Here is a 20,563-nt window from a genome sequence, read left to right on the forward strand (position 1 = left end):
AAAAATGACAGATCCTACCAACTTGGTTTGCAGGGTATATGGTACCGTAACCGACGCGCAGGGCATTCCTGTTTCCAATATACTGATCCGCGCCTTTGACCGCGATCTACGCACCGAAGAACTACTGGGAGAAAAGCTGACTGACGATACCGGTAAATATGAGATCATCTATGATCCTGCCTCCTTTAAACGGGCCGAAAAACGGTCTGCCGATCTTTCACTGAAAGCATATGATACGTCCGGAAAACAGCTGCTGTACGAACAGACGGTAGACCAGATCGTCTTTAATGCCCCCCGTGAAAAAAGGGTAGACATCACTATACGTATAAGGGCGAAACGACTGGAGAATGAATTTGATATCATCCTGCGGACATTGCCACCACTGATTGAAAACGTTCCGCTTGTCAGCCTGCAGGAAGACGCGAAAACACGTGATATCACCTTCCTTTCAAAAGAAACTGCTATCTCCCCCCGATGGCTGCAATATATCGTTGTAGCGCACCGCGTACAGGAGATCTCCAGGATAGATGCCGCATTCTTTTACGGTCTGCTGCGCAAAGATACCCTACTCAAACTGGACCTGGCTAAAGCATTCAATGCCCGGGTACAGATAGATATCAATACGGATACCAGGTCGGTACTTTATGACGCCGCTCTGGCAGATGAGAAGCAGATGGATGCAGATATCAGAACTGCCATCCGGGAAATGATCATCCCTGAACGCGCAGCCGGACAACTGCGGGAGATCATGGCGATGCTTGGTCAATACCGCGACGAGGCTCGCCGGTTTGAAGAAGAAGAAAGAAGAAAACGGATTACGGATACGCTGACCAATTTCCTGATGAAAGATAAGCTGGGGGAAATGCAGCAGCTCTTCGATGCGAACAGACAGGACTTCACCAAATTCCTTGATGCGATCTCCGCTGCTGACTTCTTTGCCACGGCCGAAGATAAAAAACGGGGCCAGGTAAATCTCGCCCTGGGTAATGTGTTTGGCTTCAATGATCAGATCATCAACACGGTTGCCTCCTCACAGAAAATAGACAAACCATCGGATATCAGGAAGCTTGCAAAGCTGAACAGTGCCGGATGGCGGGAAGTACTGACAAAGTCTGCCGGCGAACTAAACGTAGATCCTGCGCTGATCAGGGTACATGCCGCGGCGCTCGCACGCAAAATGGAGACGGCTTATCCTACACAGGCGTTCACTGCACAACTGGAAAGGGCAAAGGAAAAGACGGGGCCACAGCATGATGCTATCGTAAAATTACTCACGGAGAACGAGGACTTCGATCTGCAACGTTCTAATATAGACACCTTCTTCCGGGATAAAGGCATAAGGGACATCGCTGATACTGCGCCTGCACTGAAAGAGCTGAAATCAATGCAGCGTGTGTTCAAGCTGGTACCAAACTATTCAAAGACCACTGCCCTGCTATCACAAAAGGTGCATTCTGCACAAAGCATCGTGGCTACCGGCAAATCACGTTTCGTACAGGAAGTAGGACCTGCTGCTGGCATTTCCGAGAAGGAAGCCACGGCCATCTACAATAAGGCCAGCAACATACAGGCGGCCTCTATGCTCGTTGCGGGAGAACTCCGGGATACGATCACCAGTATGGATATTGCTGCGCTGAATGTCAACGCACTTGCCGCCAAACTGAAAGCTGTCAGCAAAGACTTTCCAAATCTGAAGACGCTCTTCCAGTTATCCGACATGTGTGCCTGCGAACATTGCCGTTCGGTATACAGCCCTGCCGCTTACCTCGTAGAACTGCTACAGTACCTCGACAAACGAACGGTGAGGAACCTGGACGTGGACCCGGACGCCCCTGTACGTATTGCCAAAGACGTGCTTTTCGAAAGGAGGCCAGACCTGGGTGAGATCGACCTCGGATGCGAAAATGCCAATACGCCACTGCCTTATATAGACCTGGTATGTGAACTGCTGGAAGAAGCAATTGCCCCGGATGCCGGTATCACTTATAACGGTGCACTCGCCAACGGCAAGATACCTGCCGCATTGCAGACTTTACTGAATACGAACAACATCCCTGTCACTGACAAGGCGCTCGTATACGAACCGCTTGATCCCGTGATCAATCCTGCCTGTTACCTTCGGGACGAGGGTGTTGTATGTAAGCTGTCGCCTGTGGCGGCAAACCAGTGGCTGGTAAAAAGGCTGCATCAGACATTCGGATCCGCCGAAGAACTGGCCGCTTCGCCCGAATATGTGAATGAGAATGCCTACACTATACTAAGCACACAGCAATTTGCGTTCACACTTCCCTTTGACCTGCCACATACTGAAGCACAGGCTTACTTCTCCCGCTTCGGTATCAACAGGGCCACCCTGATGCAGGACCTGCGGAAAGGCACTACTCCTCCTGATGAGACTATTGCCGCTGAAATACTGGGACTGACAGCACAGCAACGGAAGCTGATCATCACTGCCGATGCCGCCAATCAGGAAAACTACTGGAATACCGGCGCCCCTAACGTCGTGGATTATATGAAGGTCGTGGACAATATGCTGCAGAGAACAGGACTGACCTATGCTGCATTGAACAACCTCTTGTCACTGACGTTCATCAACCCTGACAATAAACTGTTCATACAGCACCTGGACACCGGATGTGATACGACAAAAAAAGAGATTGCCAATCTGGATGAAGCCGCGCTTGACCGTATTCACCGCTTCCTCCGGCTGGTAAAACTTACCGGCTGGAAACAGGAGCTGCTGAACGAAGTGATCATGCAGACAAAGCTGGGCAATAAAACGCTGGATGATTCCTGTCTGATCACCCTTTCAAAACTACAGACCATCAACCAGACCACCGGCATCAAGAGAGAAGAGCTCATTGGTTTTTATGGAGAGGTCCCTCACACCATCATTCCCAATGCGACTGTCAAACCACTTTATCAGCAGGTATTCCTGAACAAAGCCACAACAGGCTTCCTGGATGAAACCCTGCTGCCGGCATTGGTAGATGGCAGTACCACACTAAACGATCATGCGGTGAGCCTCGCTGCCTGTTTGCAGCTCTCTGCACTGGACTTCAGCCATATCACCGGCGCGATGGCCAATATAGACCTGACCTTCGCTAACATCAGTCATGTTTTTGCCGTGGCCCGGCTTTGCAGAAAAGGGAAGATCGCTGTCAGCGACTATGGTGTGTATGTCACACTCACTGGTCTGGATGTATTCAGTAGTCCTGCTGTTACCCTTGACTTTATTAACCACATCAACATCGGCAAAAAAGCGCCACTTAAACCCGCTGATGTACAGTTTATGCTGCGACATGAAGCAGATAACCTGGCTGAACGCGAGATCGCAGATGAGAAGATCACCGCCCTCCTCACAGCGCTACAGGCAGGCTATCAGCAGGCTTATAATACGAACAAGTCCCCCTATGATGATCTGCTCTCCGCCGATGAACTACAGGAACCCCTGAAAAATGGACTGGCTAAACTGCCCGGCTTCACGGAAGAGATCACCAATAACTTCGTGAAGATGGCAAATAATACCTGGATCTCTCCACCTGACCCGGTAGCTGCTACCTATATCAGTGAGCAATTAACCCCTTTCTTCTCCACGGCCGTTATAACCGATATACAGACTTTACAGGCCGCCATCGTTGCCGCACCACCAGCTAACCTGGAAATGGCCCGTAAGGCATTTCTGGAGGCGCTTTTCACTGCCTTATCTGCCTACTTCTTTGTAGCTGAAAAGACGGAACTACTAGTCACCTCACTTGCCAGTACCTTCAAAGCGGAAAATGAACTGGTCACCGCCGTACTAAGTACTGCCAGACTGAAACAGCCTGCACCTGGTACCGCCCTGTTGCGGGATATTCTCTTGTCAGACACGCTGATTGACAAGATCACCGAACCGCCGGTACCGCCAGTGATCACACCTGGTGGCTTTACCCAGCTGTACAATGCCGTACGGCTATTACACAAACTCTTCCCCTTTGTAAAAGCAGTGAAGCAAGACCCGGATGCTATTGCATGGCTGATCAGCAACAGTCCCGCTCTCGGATGGCTGGAACCTGACAGTATTCCCTATGCAGCAGCCCAGACACCGGTTGCCTACACTACCTGGGAAAATTTTGCACAACTCCTCTCTTTATTGAATACCCTTACGCCGGTACCCAATCCGGGAGATGCGGAAAATCCGCTGACTTTCTTTTCCCTTATCACTATTTTACAGGATGGTGCTACCACGCGCCAGCAATGGCTGGACGCATTTGCCCTGCTCAATGGTTATGACCGGGAAGTACTGGATGACGCTGACCTGTACTTCGGCTTCTCTAATCCTGACCTGACACAATACCGCTTGGTATCCACCTGGATAAAACTGGCCACTGCCATGCAGGACCTGCGCATCCTGGGTACTAATGCCACCATCGCCAAGGAATTCATTAAACCGGCGCTTAGCAGTACGGATACCAGTCAGTTGCGCATGACACTCAAAGCGCGATATGAAGAAGACCTGTGGCTGGACACACTGAAAGAGATCATGAACACGGTACGTCCGCGCAAAAGAGACGCGCTTGTAGCTTATTTGCTGGCCACCACACCAGATGTACACTCACCAATTGACCTGTTTGATTACTACTTAGTGGATACCCAGATGGAAGCCATTATGCCTTCCTCCCGCATTGTACAGGCACACGGCACGATCCAGCTGTTCGTACAACGCTGTCTGATGGGACTTGAACCTACTGCTGCGGCAGACAGGAACAGCGATTCTGGCTGGAACCAGTGGAAATGGATGAAGAACTACCGTGTCTGGGAAGCCAACAGAAAAGTATTCCTGTATCCGGAAAACTGGATAGAGCCCGAACTGCTGGATGACAAGTCCTTCCTCTTCTCCGAAATGGAAGAGCAATTACTACAGGATGAAGTGAACGAGTTCACCACTGAAGATGCCCTTATCCGCTATCTCGAAAAGCTGGATGAGATCGCCTTTCTGGAAGTAGTCGCCGAATACTACCAGGCAGATATCTACACCCTGCACGTTTTTGCACGTACGAAAACCGGAGATCCGGCTACCTATTACTACCGCCGGCTGGAACAGGAACGTTACTGGAGCCCATGGGAAAAAGTAGACCTGGACATCACCAGCAACCAGCTGCTCGCATTCGTACACAATAACCGCCTATGTCTGGCGTGGCCGATCTTCAGTGAAATACCTAATCCTACTCACCAGGTGACCATCCCCGGCGTATCCGCGAATGAAAGCTCACCCAAAGACATGAAAAAGGTAGAGCGCAAACTCAAGATCCAGCTGGCCATCAGCCAGTTCGCCAATAAACAGTGGCAGCCTAAAAGAGTGTCCCGAAAGGGTATTCTGACGCCCGACAACTACACGACGGACAGTTTCGACTATGACGTCTATAACCTCCTGTACTTCGAGTTCTCGCAGCAGATCATGGTCTTCCACACCACCACCGAAAGCGTGCAGGAATATCATTACATGGACGGCTTATTTGACATCGCAGGTTGCAAGGGCTATCCCGAACTGACCAGTACCAAGCCAAACTGGTTCCCTGACTTCTTCCCGGACTTTAAAGACACCCTGCTGGGTTCCGACAGGTATATTGAGCAGAACCTGGATACCGGTAATGCCTTTTCCGTACGCAATGCCATCCTCTTCTTTAACTTCTTTGACCTGCTGACAGAGACCCCGGGTACCTTCCGGCTCAGCTATCCGCATCAGTTTACCTGGGTAGATATGCTGGCACTGCTTTACCAGGTACTGATGAAAAAACTCCTGGCTAACTTCACCGACCTGGGTGGAAGAAGCATCAAAGTGCCACTGGGCACGTTACTGCCTTATTTCTTTGAAGACAGCAAGCATAATTACGTCATCGTGCCCGGCTTCTATGGGATGGATAAAGATCCGCAGATAGGCACACCCGTTACCATCAAACGAACATACACCGATGTACTGAAATTGCTGGAAGCAGTCATCGCGCTGTATAACAAATACGTACAGGTCATCAAGGACAATCCCGGCATGCCGGCGGCCGACCTGGTTGCCAAACTGGTGGCTGACCCCGACTTCCAGGCGATCGTGGCTGAATGGAAGGTTTATACACAATTAAAGTATGGTGAACAGTTCCGTAATTTCTATCATCCGCTGTTATGTATGATGCGGAAAACACTGTACAAAGACGGCATTCCTGCATTGATGAAACGGGAAACGCAGCTGACCAAAACAAGCTTCAACTTCGCTGAATACTATAAACCTACCGCACTGATGCCCGGTCCGCTACCTGTCGAAGACATCGACTTCAATAGCGATGGCAGTTACAGCAGCTATAACTGGGAATTGTTCTATCATACGCCTATGATGCTGGCCACGCGGCTTAGCAGGGACCAGCGCTTTGAAGAAGCCCTGGTTTGGTTCCATTATATCTTTAATCCGACAGGCGCATTAGAAGGCAATCCACCCCAGAAATACTGGGTGACTAAGCCCTTCTATCAACGTCTCTCTCCGGAATACCTGGAGCAACGTATAGACAACCTGCTTACTAAGATCGCTGACCCTGGCACGCCCGAGATCAAAGAGCTGGAGTTTGCCATAGACCAATGGCGTACCAAGCCATTTATGCCGCATGTAGTAGCCCGTTTCAGGCCAGTCGCCTATCAGAAGGCTACATTGATGAAATACATAGAGAATCTTGTGCAGTGGGGAGATAACCTCTTCCGGCAGGACACCATGGAATCAATCACACAGGCGACACAACTATACATCCTGGCCGACAAACTACTCGGGCCTAAGCCCCGCATCATACCGCCGGCTGTGAAGGTGCCTTATGAAACGTACAACCAGCTGGAACCTAAACTGGATGCCTTCGGCAATGCCCTGCTGGAATTTGAGAACCTGCTACCAGATCTCTCCGTCCTGCCACATGGCGGAGATGAATTACCGCCACCGCCGATCACTATGTCCAGTCTGTATTTCTGCGTACCACCCAATGATCAGATGCTGGCCTGGTGGGATGTAATTGAAGACCGGCTCTTCAAGATCCGGAACTCACAGAATATCGACGGCGTAGAACGTGTACTGGCACTCTTTGCACCTCCTATTGATCCGGGTATGCTGGTACGTGCAGCCGCAGCTGGTCTGGACCTCTCCGTCATCATCGCCGGACTAAATGCACCGCTGCCAAACTACCGCTTCAACATCATGTCCCAGAAAGCAACAGAGCTGATACAGGAGGTCCGCGGATTGGGCAATGCACTCTTACAGGCCCTGGAGAAAAAGGATGCAGAAGCACTGGCATTGCTGCGCAATGAACTCGAGATGAAGTTGCTCAAGAGCATGCTGGATATGAAGAAGGTCCAGCTCAAAGAAGCCAAGCAACAAATAGAAGTACTGCACCGCACCAAAGCCATCACTGAAGAACGGGATGCCTACTTTACCTCCATAGAGCGCATCAGTGCCAGCGAACAGCTGAACCTTGATAAGCTCTCCGAAGCACATGACTTCCAGATGGCCGCCCAGATCGTACAGGCCACCGGTGCCGTATTAGGACTGATCCCTGATTTTGGATTCGGCGGACATGGATTCGGTGGTTCTCCTGCTGTGGATGTAACATGGGGGGGCAGCTTCCTGGCTGCTGCAGCCAATGCGGCAACAGGCGTACTGAATATCCTGAGTGGCGTGGCGTGCTACGAGGCCAACAGGGCGTCTATCCTCGGTGGTTTCGACAGGCGTTACAGCGACTGGAAACTACAGGAAAGACTGGCCAAACTGGAAATAAAACAGATCGAACAACAGATCGCCGCTGCTGAGATCAGGGTGGACATAACAGCAGCAGACATCAAGACGCAGGAACTACAGATCGACAACAACCTGAAGACAGATGAGTTCATGCAGGAAAAGTTTACTAATAAAGACCTCTACCAATGGATGATCGGCCGGATCAGTGCCGTGTATTTCAAAGCTTATAAACTAGCCTTTGATGTGTCTAAAAAAACTGAACGCTGCTACCAGCATGAACTGGGCAATACGGATACCTTCCTCCAATTCGGTTACTGGGACAATCTTAAAAAAGGATTGCAGACAGCTGATCAGTTGTTCTATGACCTGAAACGTATGGAAGCCAGCTACCTGGACGTCAACAAACGTGAATACGAGGTCACCAAACACATCTCTCTCTCAATGCTGGATCCCCTGGCCCTTATCAGGTTACGCGCCACCGGGATATGCGACTTCCAGGTGCCGGAAGCGCTCTTTGATATGGACCATCCGGGACACTATTTCCGCCGTATCAAAACAGTCAGTATCACATTGCCCTGCATAGCCGGACCATATACTTCGGTAAGCGCAAAACTATCCCTGATCAATAACAGGTACCGTAAGAACACCACCAAAGCTGTTGGCTTTACTGACGATAAAACGGCCTACGAAGAAGTGCCGGGTAACGACGACCGCTTCGTATACAACATAGGTACGATCCAGTCCATTGCTACCAGTAGTGCCCAGAATGATAGCGGCCTCTTTGAACTGAACTTCCGTGATGAGCGCTACCTGCCTTTCGAATATACAGGCGCCGTTAGCAGCTGGCGACTGGAACTCCCCGCGGGCGTACGGCTGTTTGACTACAACACGATCGCTGACGTGATCGTCCACCTTAAATACACCGCCCGCGAAGGCGGCAGCACTTTAAAAACACTGGCATCAAACACATTACAGGAAAAACTGGCGGAAATAGGTCAGGAACTGAATCAAACCGGCCTGCACCTGGCACTGAACCTCCGGTATGACATGCCGGATGAATGGAATCAGCTGAGAAAGAACGGCACGGTCAATATGCAGATCGCCAAAACAAGGCTCCCCTATTTCATGCAGGCATTTGCAGCCGAAATTGATAAGGTGACAGTACTGGCCAGATTTAAAAACACACCGGCGGTGGTAAGCGTCACCATTGAAGGCGCATCGCTGACACTGAATCCGAAACCGGAGTGGGGCGTTTTCCTCAATGAGACCATGACCATCGAACTGGATACCCCGTTCCTGCTCGCAGCAACCCCAGCGCTCATGAACGATATGGAAGAACTGGTGATGATCATTAAATATCAGTTCCCCTGACATCAGATTGTCATGGCACGCATAAACACAAAGGCGTTTCCCCTATAAAAGGGAAGCGTCTTTGTGTCTATCCATTCTGTTAAAGCGGTGTTATTGTGTGGATGCATGCCGGCGTAGCATCTTCCTGCCCGATCTCATCGTTTACGCCCCCTATCATCACATTATCAATCCATTGCAGTCTAAATATGTTATTGCTGACTTCCTTTTTAGCGCCTATGGCACTGCGCTGCAGCAGTTGTCCCCAAAACTAACCATCTCAGATCATAATACATTGTATAATTATCGGATATTATTTTGTAATCTTACAAACGTTATTACTTCTTACAACACGTCAAGCGAACCATGGGATACGCTGTATAAGTAAATATACTACTGGCGTATCAAAGAAGTGACATCTAAGCAATAAAGACCCAATTCCATTATGACTCGATCAAAAATAACAGGCACAGGTGCGCATATACCGGCTCGGAATATAGCAAATGATCATTTTTTGGGCAATATCTTCTTTAACAATGATCATACAGCGATTGAACAACCGGTTGAAAAGATCATCCAGAAGTTCAAAGCAATTACCGGCATAGAACAGCGGCGGTATGCTCCTGCAGGGATAGTTGCATCAGACATGGGCACCCTCGCCGCAGAAGAGGCAATACGCAATGCAGGAATAGACCGTGAATCAATAGATCTGATCATTGTTGCCCATAATTACGGAGATATGAAATCGCCGGGAGATCCGCGGGATATGGTCCCTTCTCTTGCCTCCCGGATCAAACATAACCTGGGTATTAAAAATCCGGAGTGTATCCCCTATGATATTATATTCGGTTGTCCTGGATGGCTTCAGGCCCTGATGCAGGCACATGCTGCTATCCGGTCAGGAGAGGCAGAAACCTGCCTTGTTATCGGTGCTGAAACGCTTTCACGGGTACTCGATGCGTCAGACCGTGACAGCATGATATTTTCGGATGGGGCTGGCGCCTGCATTATCCAGGCAAGCATCACTGGGGAGAGCGGGATCATAAATACGGCGGTGAGATCGGATACCAGTGAAGAACTTGGATATATATACTCGGCTGGCACCAATAAAGGGGACGAATCTGATACACGATTTATCAAAATGAATGGCCGGAAAGTGTATGAGTATGCACTGAAGTATGTTCCTCAGGCGATGAAGGCGTGTTTTGACAGGAGCGGGAGAAACATTTCAGACCTCAAAATGATCTTCCTTCATCAGGCCAATGACAAGATGGACGAAGCGATTGTACAAAGATTCTTCGAACTATATGGCATAACAGACCTGCCTGTAAACGTGATGCCCATGAATATCGCGATGATGGGCAACAGTTCTGTAGCGACCATTCCTACATTATTGCATCAGGTGCTCAATGAAGAGATAGGTACTTTTCAGCTGTCCGAAGGGGACTTAATCATGTTCGCGTCCGTTGGTGCAGGAATGAATATCAATGCGCTCACATACCAATGGTGAGGATAGTTTACCGGACGGCGAAAGGTATCCGAATAAAAGGAGGCTGTATTAAAATAGAAATGCCCCTAAAAGTCAGACGCTTTTAGGGGCATTTCTATTTTAATACAGCCTCTTTCGCTAATACAGCGTTTCGCAACGTCGTGGTGAAGCAGCTAAGTACATGTCAACCAGCAACCTTGTTTTAATGAAGCGTCCGCTCAAACGAACCTTGCAGTCGCGCTTGGTAATCAATCGATTACTATCATAGAACTGTCAAAAACATATCGAATCCCGGGCTAAAATTGCCTCTTTCACATTTCTTTAGCTTTTTCTTGGGTAAATTTGCATCATTATGTCAGAAACACGGCCGGACTTACCATCAGCCCGGCTTATTTTAGAAAAACCTAACCCATTCCATTAATGAAGAAACCTGTGTTTAAGAAAGTATTTAAGTTCACACTCATTGCCGGCTTATTTTCCGGAATTCTTTTTACCGTCGCTGCACCAACTGCAGGAAACAAAACAAGGATCGTCCGTCTTGCTGAGAACAAGCTGGATGAAAGACTTGCGATGTATACGACGCTGAAACTGGATTCCCTGGGATTGTCAAAGGAAGCATTTGCCTATGCATTAGCAGGCATGGAAAAACTTGGCAGGGAAGGAAAGTTGTCCAATCCTGATGTGCTTACCATCGCTGATTTCAGTTTACCGTCCAGTAAGAAAAGACTGTTCGTGATCGACCTGAGCAAAGGCGAAGTACTGTTCAACACACTCGTCTCTCACGGAAGGAATTCAGGTACTGCACTCGCAACTAACTTCTCCAATGCGCCTGAAAGCTTCAAAAGCAGCCTGGGCTTCTATGTAACCGGACAGACCTATAGAGGAGAGCACGGTTATTCGCTGAGACTGGAAGGTGAAGAGGCGGGCATTAATGACAACGCGATGAGTCGTGGAATCGTAATGCATAGTGCTAATTATGTAAGCGAACAGATCGCCAAATTACAGGGGTACATTGGCCGCAGCCTTGGTTGCCCTGCTATTCCTGAGAAAGTGCACCGGCAGATCATTGAAGTGATCAAGAACGGTACCTGCCTGTTTTTATACAGTCCGGACAAGGCATACATGGCTAACTCAAAGATGCTGCTGCCGACAGATACAACGGTAGTGTAACAGGAATTAGCGATCAGGAATTAAATTTTTTTGCCATCATATCAAAAAAAATGAGGCGCTTCATTGAGGCGCCTCGTTTTTTTTATACTTATACCTTAATCTGTGTAATATGATCAGTAGTATACTTATTAGCATGCTATACATCTTTAGTGATAACTAACCTTCCCTGTCCCCCACAATCTACACTGTATTTCAATTCTTAATTCCCCCCACTCCCCCTGGCCCCTCTTCAGACACACACAAAATGCGCTCAATTAGATCAATTCTCACGCTCATAACATTATCGCCTCTGCATGGTGACAACGCGGCTCTGAAAAGGGCCAGGGAGATGTTGGAGAGGATGGTGATTATTTATATTTATTTAGCATCAGTAAATAGCTTACCTGCCATATAGGCGTCATGGTCATAGATATCTTCTCTGAACTGTACTTTACCTGCCTCATCTGCCCAGGCGGTATAATAGGTGATCAGCACCGGCACAGGATCTTTCACTCTCACATACTTTTCCTTTCCACTGTTCATGGCGCTGTCTATCCGCTCAGCATTCCAGCTGCTGTTATCCGATAACAGATAGTTGGCCATTTTTACAGGGTCTCCCAGACGAATGCAACCATGACTAAATGCCCGCTGGTCCCTGTCAAAAAGGTATTTTTGATTGGTATCGTGGAAGTAGATATCAAAGCTGTTAGGGAAAAGGAATTTCACTTTACCCAGCGGATTGTCTTTTCCCGGCAGTTGTCGCACGATAGGCAGTCCATTCCGCTCTCCCGTGATCTCCATATTCTTCTGAGAGATGTAATCCTTATTTCTGGCTATAGCAGGTAAGACCTCTTCTCTTACAATGCTGTTAGGCAGGTTCCAGTAAGGACTGAACACGATCTGATCCAGCTTACCTGAGAACATCGTGGTGCTCTTACCTTCCTTTCCAACTACTACCGGCATATCAAATTCCTTCTTACTACCATTCCATACATGCAATGCAAATTCCGGTATGTTGACAAGTATCAGTCTTCCTGCAGGATTAGCAGGTGCCCAGTGCATTCTCTCCAGGTTAATGAGTATGCGCTGTACAAGTTTGATCGCGGGCGTATTCATTTCGCGAAGCAGCGTATCTGTCAGCACACCTTTTGGAGTATGTCCGTGTGTTTCTTCGAAGCTCTTCACAGCGGCTTCCAGCGCATCATTAAAAAGTGAAGACGTGTCTTTGTCTGCCAGTTCTCCGGTAGCCTGCAGCCTTCGTTTCGCCCAAACGATAAGTGCAGTGCTATCACCTTTTTTATATCGCTTTTTCTTCTCTACAGTAATAGTATCCCATCCTCCTTTTTTCGCCAGATCCACATATTGCTGTAGTGATTTTTTCAGATTAGTGTAGCTGTTACTTACCATGCCCTCTTCCTTACTGCCCAGCACTTTCTCGGCCTGCTTCAGTATCTCCCCTTTTGTAACAGGCACCGCATGCTCCAACGCTTCAATGTTCTCATTTTCCTGCTGCAGGTAATAATCTATGAAACGCTGTGTCAGCTGCAGCTCCGTTTTCACAATGTTAGCATCCTTCGGAGAAGCGGCTGAATCCATATCACCATTCATCATCGCATTCAGCCGGTACTCGAGTGATTTATTTCCTTCACTGGTATCTTTACTATAATCGTATAGACTACGGAAGCCATATGCCTGCTCATTTAATCCATTACGGTCGAACCATGCATACTGGAAGTTACGTGCATTATAAAAACTCCGCATCCTGGCAGCCATCGTATCATTCAGCTGCTGCGCAGTGATGAATTTATTGACATCACTGGTGTCGAGAAAGAAATTATTATAGGCATTCGCAGGAGTCACATCAGTGTTACGGGGTGTAACTGTGACAGCACGTTCTTCCTTCTCTTTTTTTGTTTCTGTCCCACAACTATAAGTAAAGGTCGCTATAACCAAAGTCAGTAAAATCAGCAGATTATTCGTCTTCATGATGAACCCCGATGCAAAAGACGTGCCTCTGCATTTACCTTAGGCAGACAGAGCTGACCCCAGGTGTTTTTGTAGAAAAAAGTTCACAGAGAAACGCAACAGATTATAGATTCAACGTCTTTCCTTCCTTGCTGAATTCCTTGCGGATGCCGGTGTGTATGTCTTTCAGCAGGATAGTCCGGCTATTCCTTTTCAGGGCTGCCAGGCAACTGTACTGTACTACGTTAATGATGGACCCTCCTGCCAGTTCATGTTTCCGCGCGAGCTCTTCCAGGCTGATAGCCGCATCCAGTTCCGCGTCCTGCGGGAAGGACTGTTGCCAGAGGCGTTGCCGCTGTGACGGAGATGGAACAGGAAAATAGATCATCGACTGAAACCGCCTGCCAAAAGCTTCATCAATATTCGCTTTCAGATTCGTCGCCAGTATGACCAGGCCCGGAAAGTCCTCTATACGCTGCAGGAGGTAAGCCACTTCCTGGTTTGCGTAACGGTCATTGGAAGAATTGGTGGCACTCCGCTTCCCGAACAGGGCATCTGCCTCATCAAAGAAAAGTATCCAGTTCTTGTTAGCCGCCTGGTCAAATACACCTGCCAGGTTCTTCTCCGTTTCTCCGATATATTTCGACACGATCATAGAAAGGTCTATCCGGTATACGTCCAGACCAAATGTTTTACCCAGCAGACAGGCCGTGAAAGATTTACCCGTACCCGGCGGACCATAAAATAAAGCCCGGTAACCAGGTTTGATCCTGCTCTCCATCTTCCAGTCACGTAGCAATGTATTACCATGCTCTATCCAGGTGCGGATCTCCTCCACCTCTGTCAGCGTATGCGGGTCCAGCACCAGGTCCTTCCAGTCCAGCCCTGTGCGGATCTGCTTCGCCGGAAACTGCGCACTATAATGCGGCTGGTAAGGAATGCCATGGGTGAAGTAACTCAGGTATTCCGGTGTTATCTGCAACGCACCACTTAACATAGGCTCGTCAGTATGTGGAGAGACGAGCTTCAATATATTATCACGGATGAAGAAGTGATTGGGACTGAACAGTTGCAACAGCTGCAAACGTTGTAACAGATCATTCGCTGCCAGCAGGAATGCGGCTGTTTCGCCGGTAGGCAGGAAGCCTCCATGCTGATTTCCCTTAATACCACCGAACTCAGTAAAACCACGATCGTAGGTACTGTTCTTGACATAGAAGATATCGAGCAACTGCGGTTGCAGATGCGGACATAAAGCCAGCAGCAACAACAGTCTTTCTGACACACTCATTTTGTAATGCCGTATGATCTGTGAAAAGACAGAGTTATCGTCCGTAGCAGGCGGTGGCGGCTCGTCCATCTGAGCACCGTCCGCCTCTTCAAAGTAACGCTGCATGCGTACCTGTAATACCTTCGCAAACCATTGCAGTGCTGCCTGCAATGCTGCCGCGTTCGCAGCGATCAGGTGAGTATCCATTCTGTATATACTGGTTTAGAGAGCCATGAAAAACGCATCATGCCATAGCTCCAGGGTAGTGTTTGTAAAATAATGTCATAACTGCGCTTTTCAACACGCAGCATCCACGCTTCTTCCGTTTGCCATAACAGCCCGTCCCTTTGCAGGAAAGACGCCCGGAAACCTTCGATTGAACTGTTATGCATCTTGGGCCATTGCTGGATCGCGGCATTGAGCAGTCCCTGTGAGAGTGCCTTTTCGTCTTCAGTAATAATAATATCAGGATCCAGTGGCTCCTGCCAAGGCATATCACATAATACCCTGTTGAGCAATAAGGTATGTTCAGCATGCCCCGTCCCTCCATCTACCAGCAGCTGTAACAGGCGTATCGCACGCTGCCTGGCCTTTTCATCATTGAACTGGCCTTTGGTCAGCATGTTCAGTCTTGAGAAATAGTGACTAAAGAACGGATGCAGCAATACCAGACCTGCATTCTGTATCCTCACCGCTTCCTGTTCAGACGCTGCCGGCTTCACCGGGCGTGCAAACAGGCTTTCATACGGTTGCTGTGCAGGTGGCAAGAATGGCTGTTCCTGCTGTGATGTGATCTGTTCTCCGGACATGGTCCCTGTATTTTGCTGAGGTAGTGCATCCGCTTTCATTAACGCAGCCGTCGCCTGTTGTAACGCGGGCAATGCATTGCGTATCTGCATAAAGGTAGTCACGCTACCCATGTCCTGCTGCACGATAGCCTGTAAAAGTTTCTTTACGGTCGTCTCTCCAAAGCTATGAAGATACTGGGCCAGCTGACTGATATACGACTCGCTGCTATTGATCTGTATCCTGCCGGACAACCAGAGCAGGTTGAACTGACGGAACAACAGTTTTATTCTTTCCCGTTCCAGGTTATCAGTGACAAGCCCTTCCAGTAGCTGCTGCCATTGCTGTAATGCGGCAATAGTATGGTTTCCCCATAACAGCGGCAGCGCATCACGCATCATCATCCAGAAATCATCTTCCGAGGTATGTACCGCTACCTGGTTCAATACCGCAACAGGCGCCAGCACATGCCGGTAGAAAGAGAGCCTTTCGGTATGAGAGCGCTGCCGGTACTGGAGCCATATTTCCCGGAAACTGTTCCGGTGCTGGATAAATGTATGCGGCAATGATTGTTGCAGGAACTGAATGGTATCCTGCTCGGCATAACGCTGTAACTGTTCCCTGATATTTTCTTCCAGCGGCGTGACCGGTTTGTCGAACAGCTCATGTACATGCAGTCTTGCCTGCAAGACCGGCAATGGCTGCTCCCACATACCCGCCAGCAACATCGGTCGTTTCCTGAACAGGAGTATCACCGCCTGCTTCATCAGCACGTCCTGCCGTTGTTGCTGCAGGCGGCTGAACCAGGACGGTAAAGGCTGTCCGGTGATGAATGCCCGGAACAGGGTCACTGCCTGCTGCCACACCTCTTCCCTGTCTTCCCTGACGGGTATCGTGTCATAGTTGATCCATAACAGGGGAAGCGGTATATCTGTATGGGGTACGCCATTCAGCGGTAACAGCCTGGGTACATTGACATGGTCATTGCCGTCATAAGGCAATACGGCATACGCCGAACCACTATCCGCATGGATGCCTGCAGCCGCATTTTCTTCATACAATACCTGGATGAAGGTGACGAAAGAATCAGAGGGGATGTATTGCCGGTAAAGGTCTATAGCTTTACGGAAAATGTACAGCAGATGGATATAGTCCGCATTGAAGTGGCGGGCCAGCCGTTCCAGGTGCCGGCGGATGAACTGCTTACGGTTGAACTGTCCGCTGTTGTCTGTGACCAGGTAGGTCAGTACAAACAGCCATACCGCCCTTTCAAATTCATTCTGTGCATGCGCGACGAGCGCCTGTTTGTTGTGTAGGGTAATGACGCCTGTTATATAGCCTAATATAAAAGTCGCCTGCTCTTCTTCCAGGGAAGTGATGATCTGCTGCACGGCATGTTTGGAGAAATGCCAGGCAATCCTCCTCAATACATATTCCTGCCGGGCCACATCTACAATGAAGACAGCAAACTGTGAAGGAGATGCTGCAATCAGTTTTAGCAGGATCGCTTCCAGGGAACTTCCTTCTTCCGCGCTCGCCCACCAGGGCATACTGCCCGTCAGCAGGTAATGGGAAAGCAGGGCGTAATGCCGTTGTTCAGTGGTGTTGAAACGCAGTACACCATTATTACTATCCGGTGTTTGTCCTGATTTAGCGATCCGGTCACACAATGCCTTTTCCAGTGCCTCCGGCAAGATACGCAACAGGTCCTGCTCGAAATTGCTGTAGTGTATAGTGCCCAGGTCCAGCTCCAGCTCGGGTATCCAGCAGCTTTCTCCCGGCAGTAATACCTTATCAATAACCTCTTCTGCGGCAGCAGACAAATGATGATTAAAAAGCACACTGAATTTATCCTGTAACTCCTTTGCGCGGTCCTTGTCCGCATACCGGATATCAAACATCCATCGCCGGATCATATGTGGCGTCTCACTCATCTAGGGCTTTTTCGGCTTTGACAGGAAATCGAGCATGCTCAAACGTTGCGGCGGAATGATATTCTGCAGATACAGATCAGGCAATGCCTTGAGCCACGGAAAGTAGATACCTTCAAACTGGCGCATCTCTGCAATTCCCAGCCAGCGGAAGGATACTTTAAAATATACCGGTGTCTGCTCCCGGATGAGGTCTTCTGTAAACTTCCTGAATTCTGCATACTGAAATCTGGCAGGCCAGGATGGTAACACGATCGTCAGGGAGGGTTTATAGAAGGTATCCGGCAGCGCCTGACCATTACCTGAATCTACATAACATTCCAGCCTTGGATAGGCCGCATAATGCCCTGTGGCTATCAGACCAATAGCATATGCCAGCTCCTCCATATCCGCGTCTAACGTGGACGGCTGCGTGTGTACATAATAGTCCCTGATCAGCTGCTGGTACATATCCGCAGGGGCTAGTTGTGCCCAGTCGGTTTCCATCAGCTGTTTCAACAGCTGCTCCCGTTCATCAAAGGAGCACATGGTACGTTGTTCCAGCAATGCTCTTTTTCCGTATGACAACAACCGGAAACCATAACTACGCATACGCAGGGTTGGCTTCAGCAGGGCATGTTCCACAATATAAAACCCTTCGGAAGCGGTACTGATGTCCTGCAGATGTCTGATCATATGGTGCAGTGCTTCCACGGCCGCCGGACGGTCAAAGTGTTTGGCCACCGCATGCCAGGTATGCTGGCCGGGGGCCTTGTACAGCACAATGAAATGACCCTTTGCTTCATCCTCAATGATCCGGTAATGCGTAGTGTCAGTGCCATACTTCAGTAAGGAAACCGGTTGATGACCGAAGTAGAACTTTTTCGTACCTGCGGCATCGTCGGTGATATCATCATTGAACCAGATATGCTCTCCATTGATATGAAGGTTCCTGGCTATAGGCACCGGATGCCAGTTGCCCGTCACCCGCATATCCAGATACTCCTGGTCGAATACAGCTGTTAAAGGCTGTGTAGTCTCACGTTTGATATGCAGCAACCGGTACAACCATTGCTGGTACCCGGAGAACGCGCCGGTGGCCTGCGGGTCCTGTAAATAATTGAAAGACTGGATCTTTCCCCTCAGTAATACAGGCATTTGTTGCAGGAGCTCCGCTTTCCAGTGTAGCTCACAATTGATACGTTCCTTCTCATCAGGAGGATGATACAGCATATCATACAGGTTCACCGGATACCTGGGCGCCACGATATTAAAACGTGCCAGCAGGTGATCGAAAATGCGGATCTTGCGCTGTTGGTATAAAGCATCTCCTTCAGAGATCCGTTGTAAGGTCGTTATGTATTCATTGCTTTTATCTTTCTTAAACGCCTCCCAGCTTTGTCCGCTTTCTGTGAATGCTTTCAGCAGCTGACTAACATGCGGCACATCGTACAGGGGTTGCGAAAAGTAGGTCGTTGCAGGAATATTCTTTACATCCGGTGAGAACAGGTTAGACAGATTGCCCAGCTGGGCGAGATAGTCCGCCAGTAGCTGCTCGAAGAACAATAGATAGGCCTTCAGCTGCTTCGCCTGTGCCTGCCGTTGCGGGGTTTCCCGGTGCGAGATCTCCTCCTCCCCTGTTCCGTATATCATGGGGAGGAAATGTTGCAGAGAATAATACTGGCTGGAATTGCGGTATGCCGCTTCCAGGGAATGGTCCGCAAGCCCTCTTTCCTGCGCGGTATAGTGCCGCTGCCGCATCTCCCTGATCTTGCGAAATACGTTCCAGAACACCGCATCTCTTGAATGCTGTTCAAACTGATCACTATAGATGCCAATGTCATTACTGCCATCCGTAATATCTACATAGGGATAATAGCCGGGTTGTATGATGACAGGGCGGTTGCTGAAGTTTACCCCATCAGCCGATACATGCAGGTATTTTACCTGGATCACACCCGCTACCTGCGAGATGGCCTTGACCATTTCTGAAGGATCGATCTGCTGTTTTCTTTCCCGCAGGTCTTCATCGGGTATAAAGCCCCTGGTGAGCAGCGGCCCCTGATACACCTCTTCGGTGGTGTAACCGGCTTCCAGCAGTTCACTTTCCGAGATAAAACGCACCGGTGGATGTACCACCTCTTCAATCGCATTACAGATATAGGCCAGCGTCTCCTTGACGGGATGCTGGGCATCCACAATGACAGAGGCTTTGATAGAGATATGCTGCGCCTTGAGAATAGTGATCTCTTCGAAGTTCTCTCCCAGGTTACGGTTACGCATCAGGCAGTTCCTGACCGTGGCTATCAGTTTCTCTCCCGCCACCCTGTTCGTCTCCAGCTCTTTCGTAAGCATATCATCCGGTTGTACATATACCCTGTACATCCCTTTGGATACGCCTGGTGTATATTTCGATAATACGGGTTCTATCCATACATTCCCAAGATGTTCTATCTGATCAAGCAACAGCTTTCGAAAATCGGCCACTGTCACCGCACCGCCATTCAGGATCTCCGCCTTACTGAAAAACACGTTATGCCTGGCACTGATGCGCCCATGTTCATCTGCCAGGATTTCGTTAACGGGAAAGTCGGTTTTATAAGCCAGGTCTGTCAATGCAAAGCAAAGCTGCTCCAGCAGTGTCACACCGGGATCATGCAGGTTGTAGTCCGTCCAGACATGACCAGAGAGCTCCTGCACAATGCTCAGTGCTTCTGCCCGCAGGGTAGAAAACTCCAGTGAGGTGTCTCTGTTCTTATCACGCGCGATCTGTAAAGGAACCTTCATGAGAATCAGGAATTAAGCATTAGGAATTGAGCATTAATTGTTTGAAAAGAGGTCAGGGAGCTTTCCACAGATAAGGCTTTACCTGGAAGACTCCTTATGGAACAGAAGCAGGAAGCATCGCT

At 49.1% G+C, this 20,563-nt stretch carries 7 protein-coding genes; 3 read left to right on the plus strand and 4 right to left on the minus strand.

What is annotated here, in order from left to right:
* Positions 1-4 precede the first annotated feature (4 nt).
* From GWR21_RS04290 to GWR21_RS04300, 3 genes are all read left to right on the plus strand, one after another.
* Positions 5-9,109, plus strand: coding sequence for a Tc toxin subunit A-related protein (locus GWR21_RS04290; RefSeq protein ID WP_162330549.1), 9,105 nt, complete (start codon positions 5-7; stop codon positions 9,107-9,109).
* A 421-nt stretch (positions 9,110-9,530) separates the two neighbouring features.
* The gene (locus tag GWR21_RS04295; RefSeq protein ID WP_162330550.1) at positions 9,531-10,595 is read left to right on the plus strand and encodes a 3-oxoacyl-ACP synthase III family protein; all 1,065 of its coding nucleotides are present in this window, start codon (positions 9,531-9,533) and stop codon (positions 10,593-10,595) included.
* Between the two features lie 399 nt (positions 10,596-10,994).
* Positions 10,995-11,744 (plus strand): murein L,D-transpeptidase catalytic domain family protein, encoded by a 750-nt coding sequence (locus tag GWR21_RS04300; RefSeq protein WP_162330551.1) that lies wholly within the window; start codon positions 10,995-10,997, stop codon positions 11,742-11,744.
* Between the two features lie 357 nt (positions 11,745-12,101).
* On the opposite strand, the gene GWR21_RS04305 is transcribed toward GWR21_RS04300, so the two are convergent.
* The 4 genes from GWR21_RS04305 to GWR21_RS04320 all read right to left on the minus strand — a co-directional run bounded on the left by GWR21_RS04305 (position 12,102) and on the right by GWR21_RS04320 (position 20,441).
* A complete protein-coding gene (locus tag GWR21_RS04305; RefSeq protein WP_162330552.1) occupies positions 12,102-13,709 on the minus strand; it encodes a L,D-transpeptidase family protein in 1,608 nt (535 codons plus the stop codon).
* 103 nt (positions 13,710-13,812) lie between these two features.
* Positions 13,813-15,165, minus strand: coding sequence for an ATP-binding protein (locus tag GWR21_RS04310; RefSeq protein ID WP_162330553.1), 1,353 nt, complete (start codon positions 15,163-15,165; stop codon positions 13,813-13,815).
* Positions 15,150-17,678 (minus strand): contractile injection system tape measure protein, encoded by a 2,529-nt coding sequence (locus GWR21_RS04315; protein ID WP_162330554.1) that lies wholly within the window; start codon positions 17,676-17,678, stop codon positions 15,150-15,152. The genes GWR21_RS04310 and GWR21_RS04315 overlap by 16 nt, the downstream gene beginning before the upstream one ends.
* Positions 17,679-20,441 (minus strand): hypothetical protein, encoded by a 2,763-nt coding sequence (locus GWR21_RS04320; protein WP_162330555.1) that lies wholly within the window; start codon positions 20,439-20,441, stop codon positions 17,679-17,681.
* Positions 20,442-20,563: the final 122 nt, after the last annotated feature.

The organism is Chitinophaga agri, from assembly GCF_010093065.1.
GTDB classification, from domain to species: Bacteria; Bacteroidota; Bacteroidia; order Chitinophagales; family Chitinophagaceae; genus Chitinophaga; species Chitinophaga agri.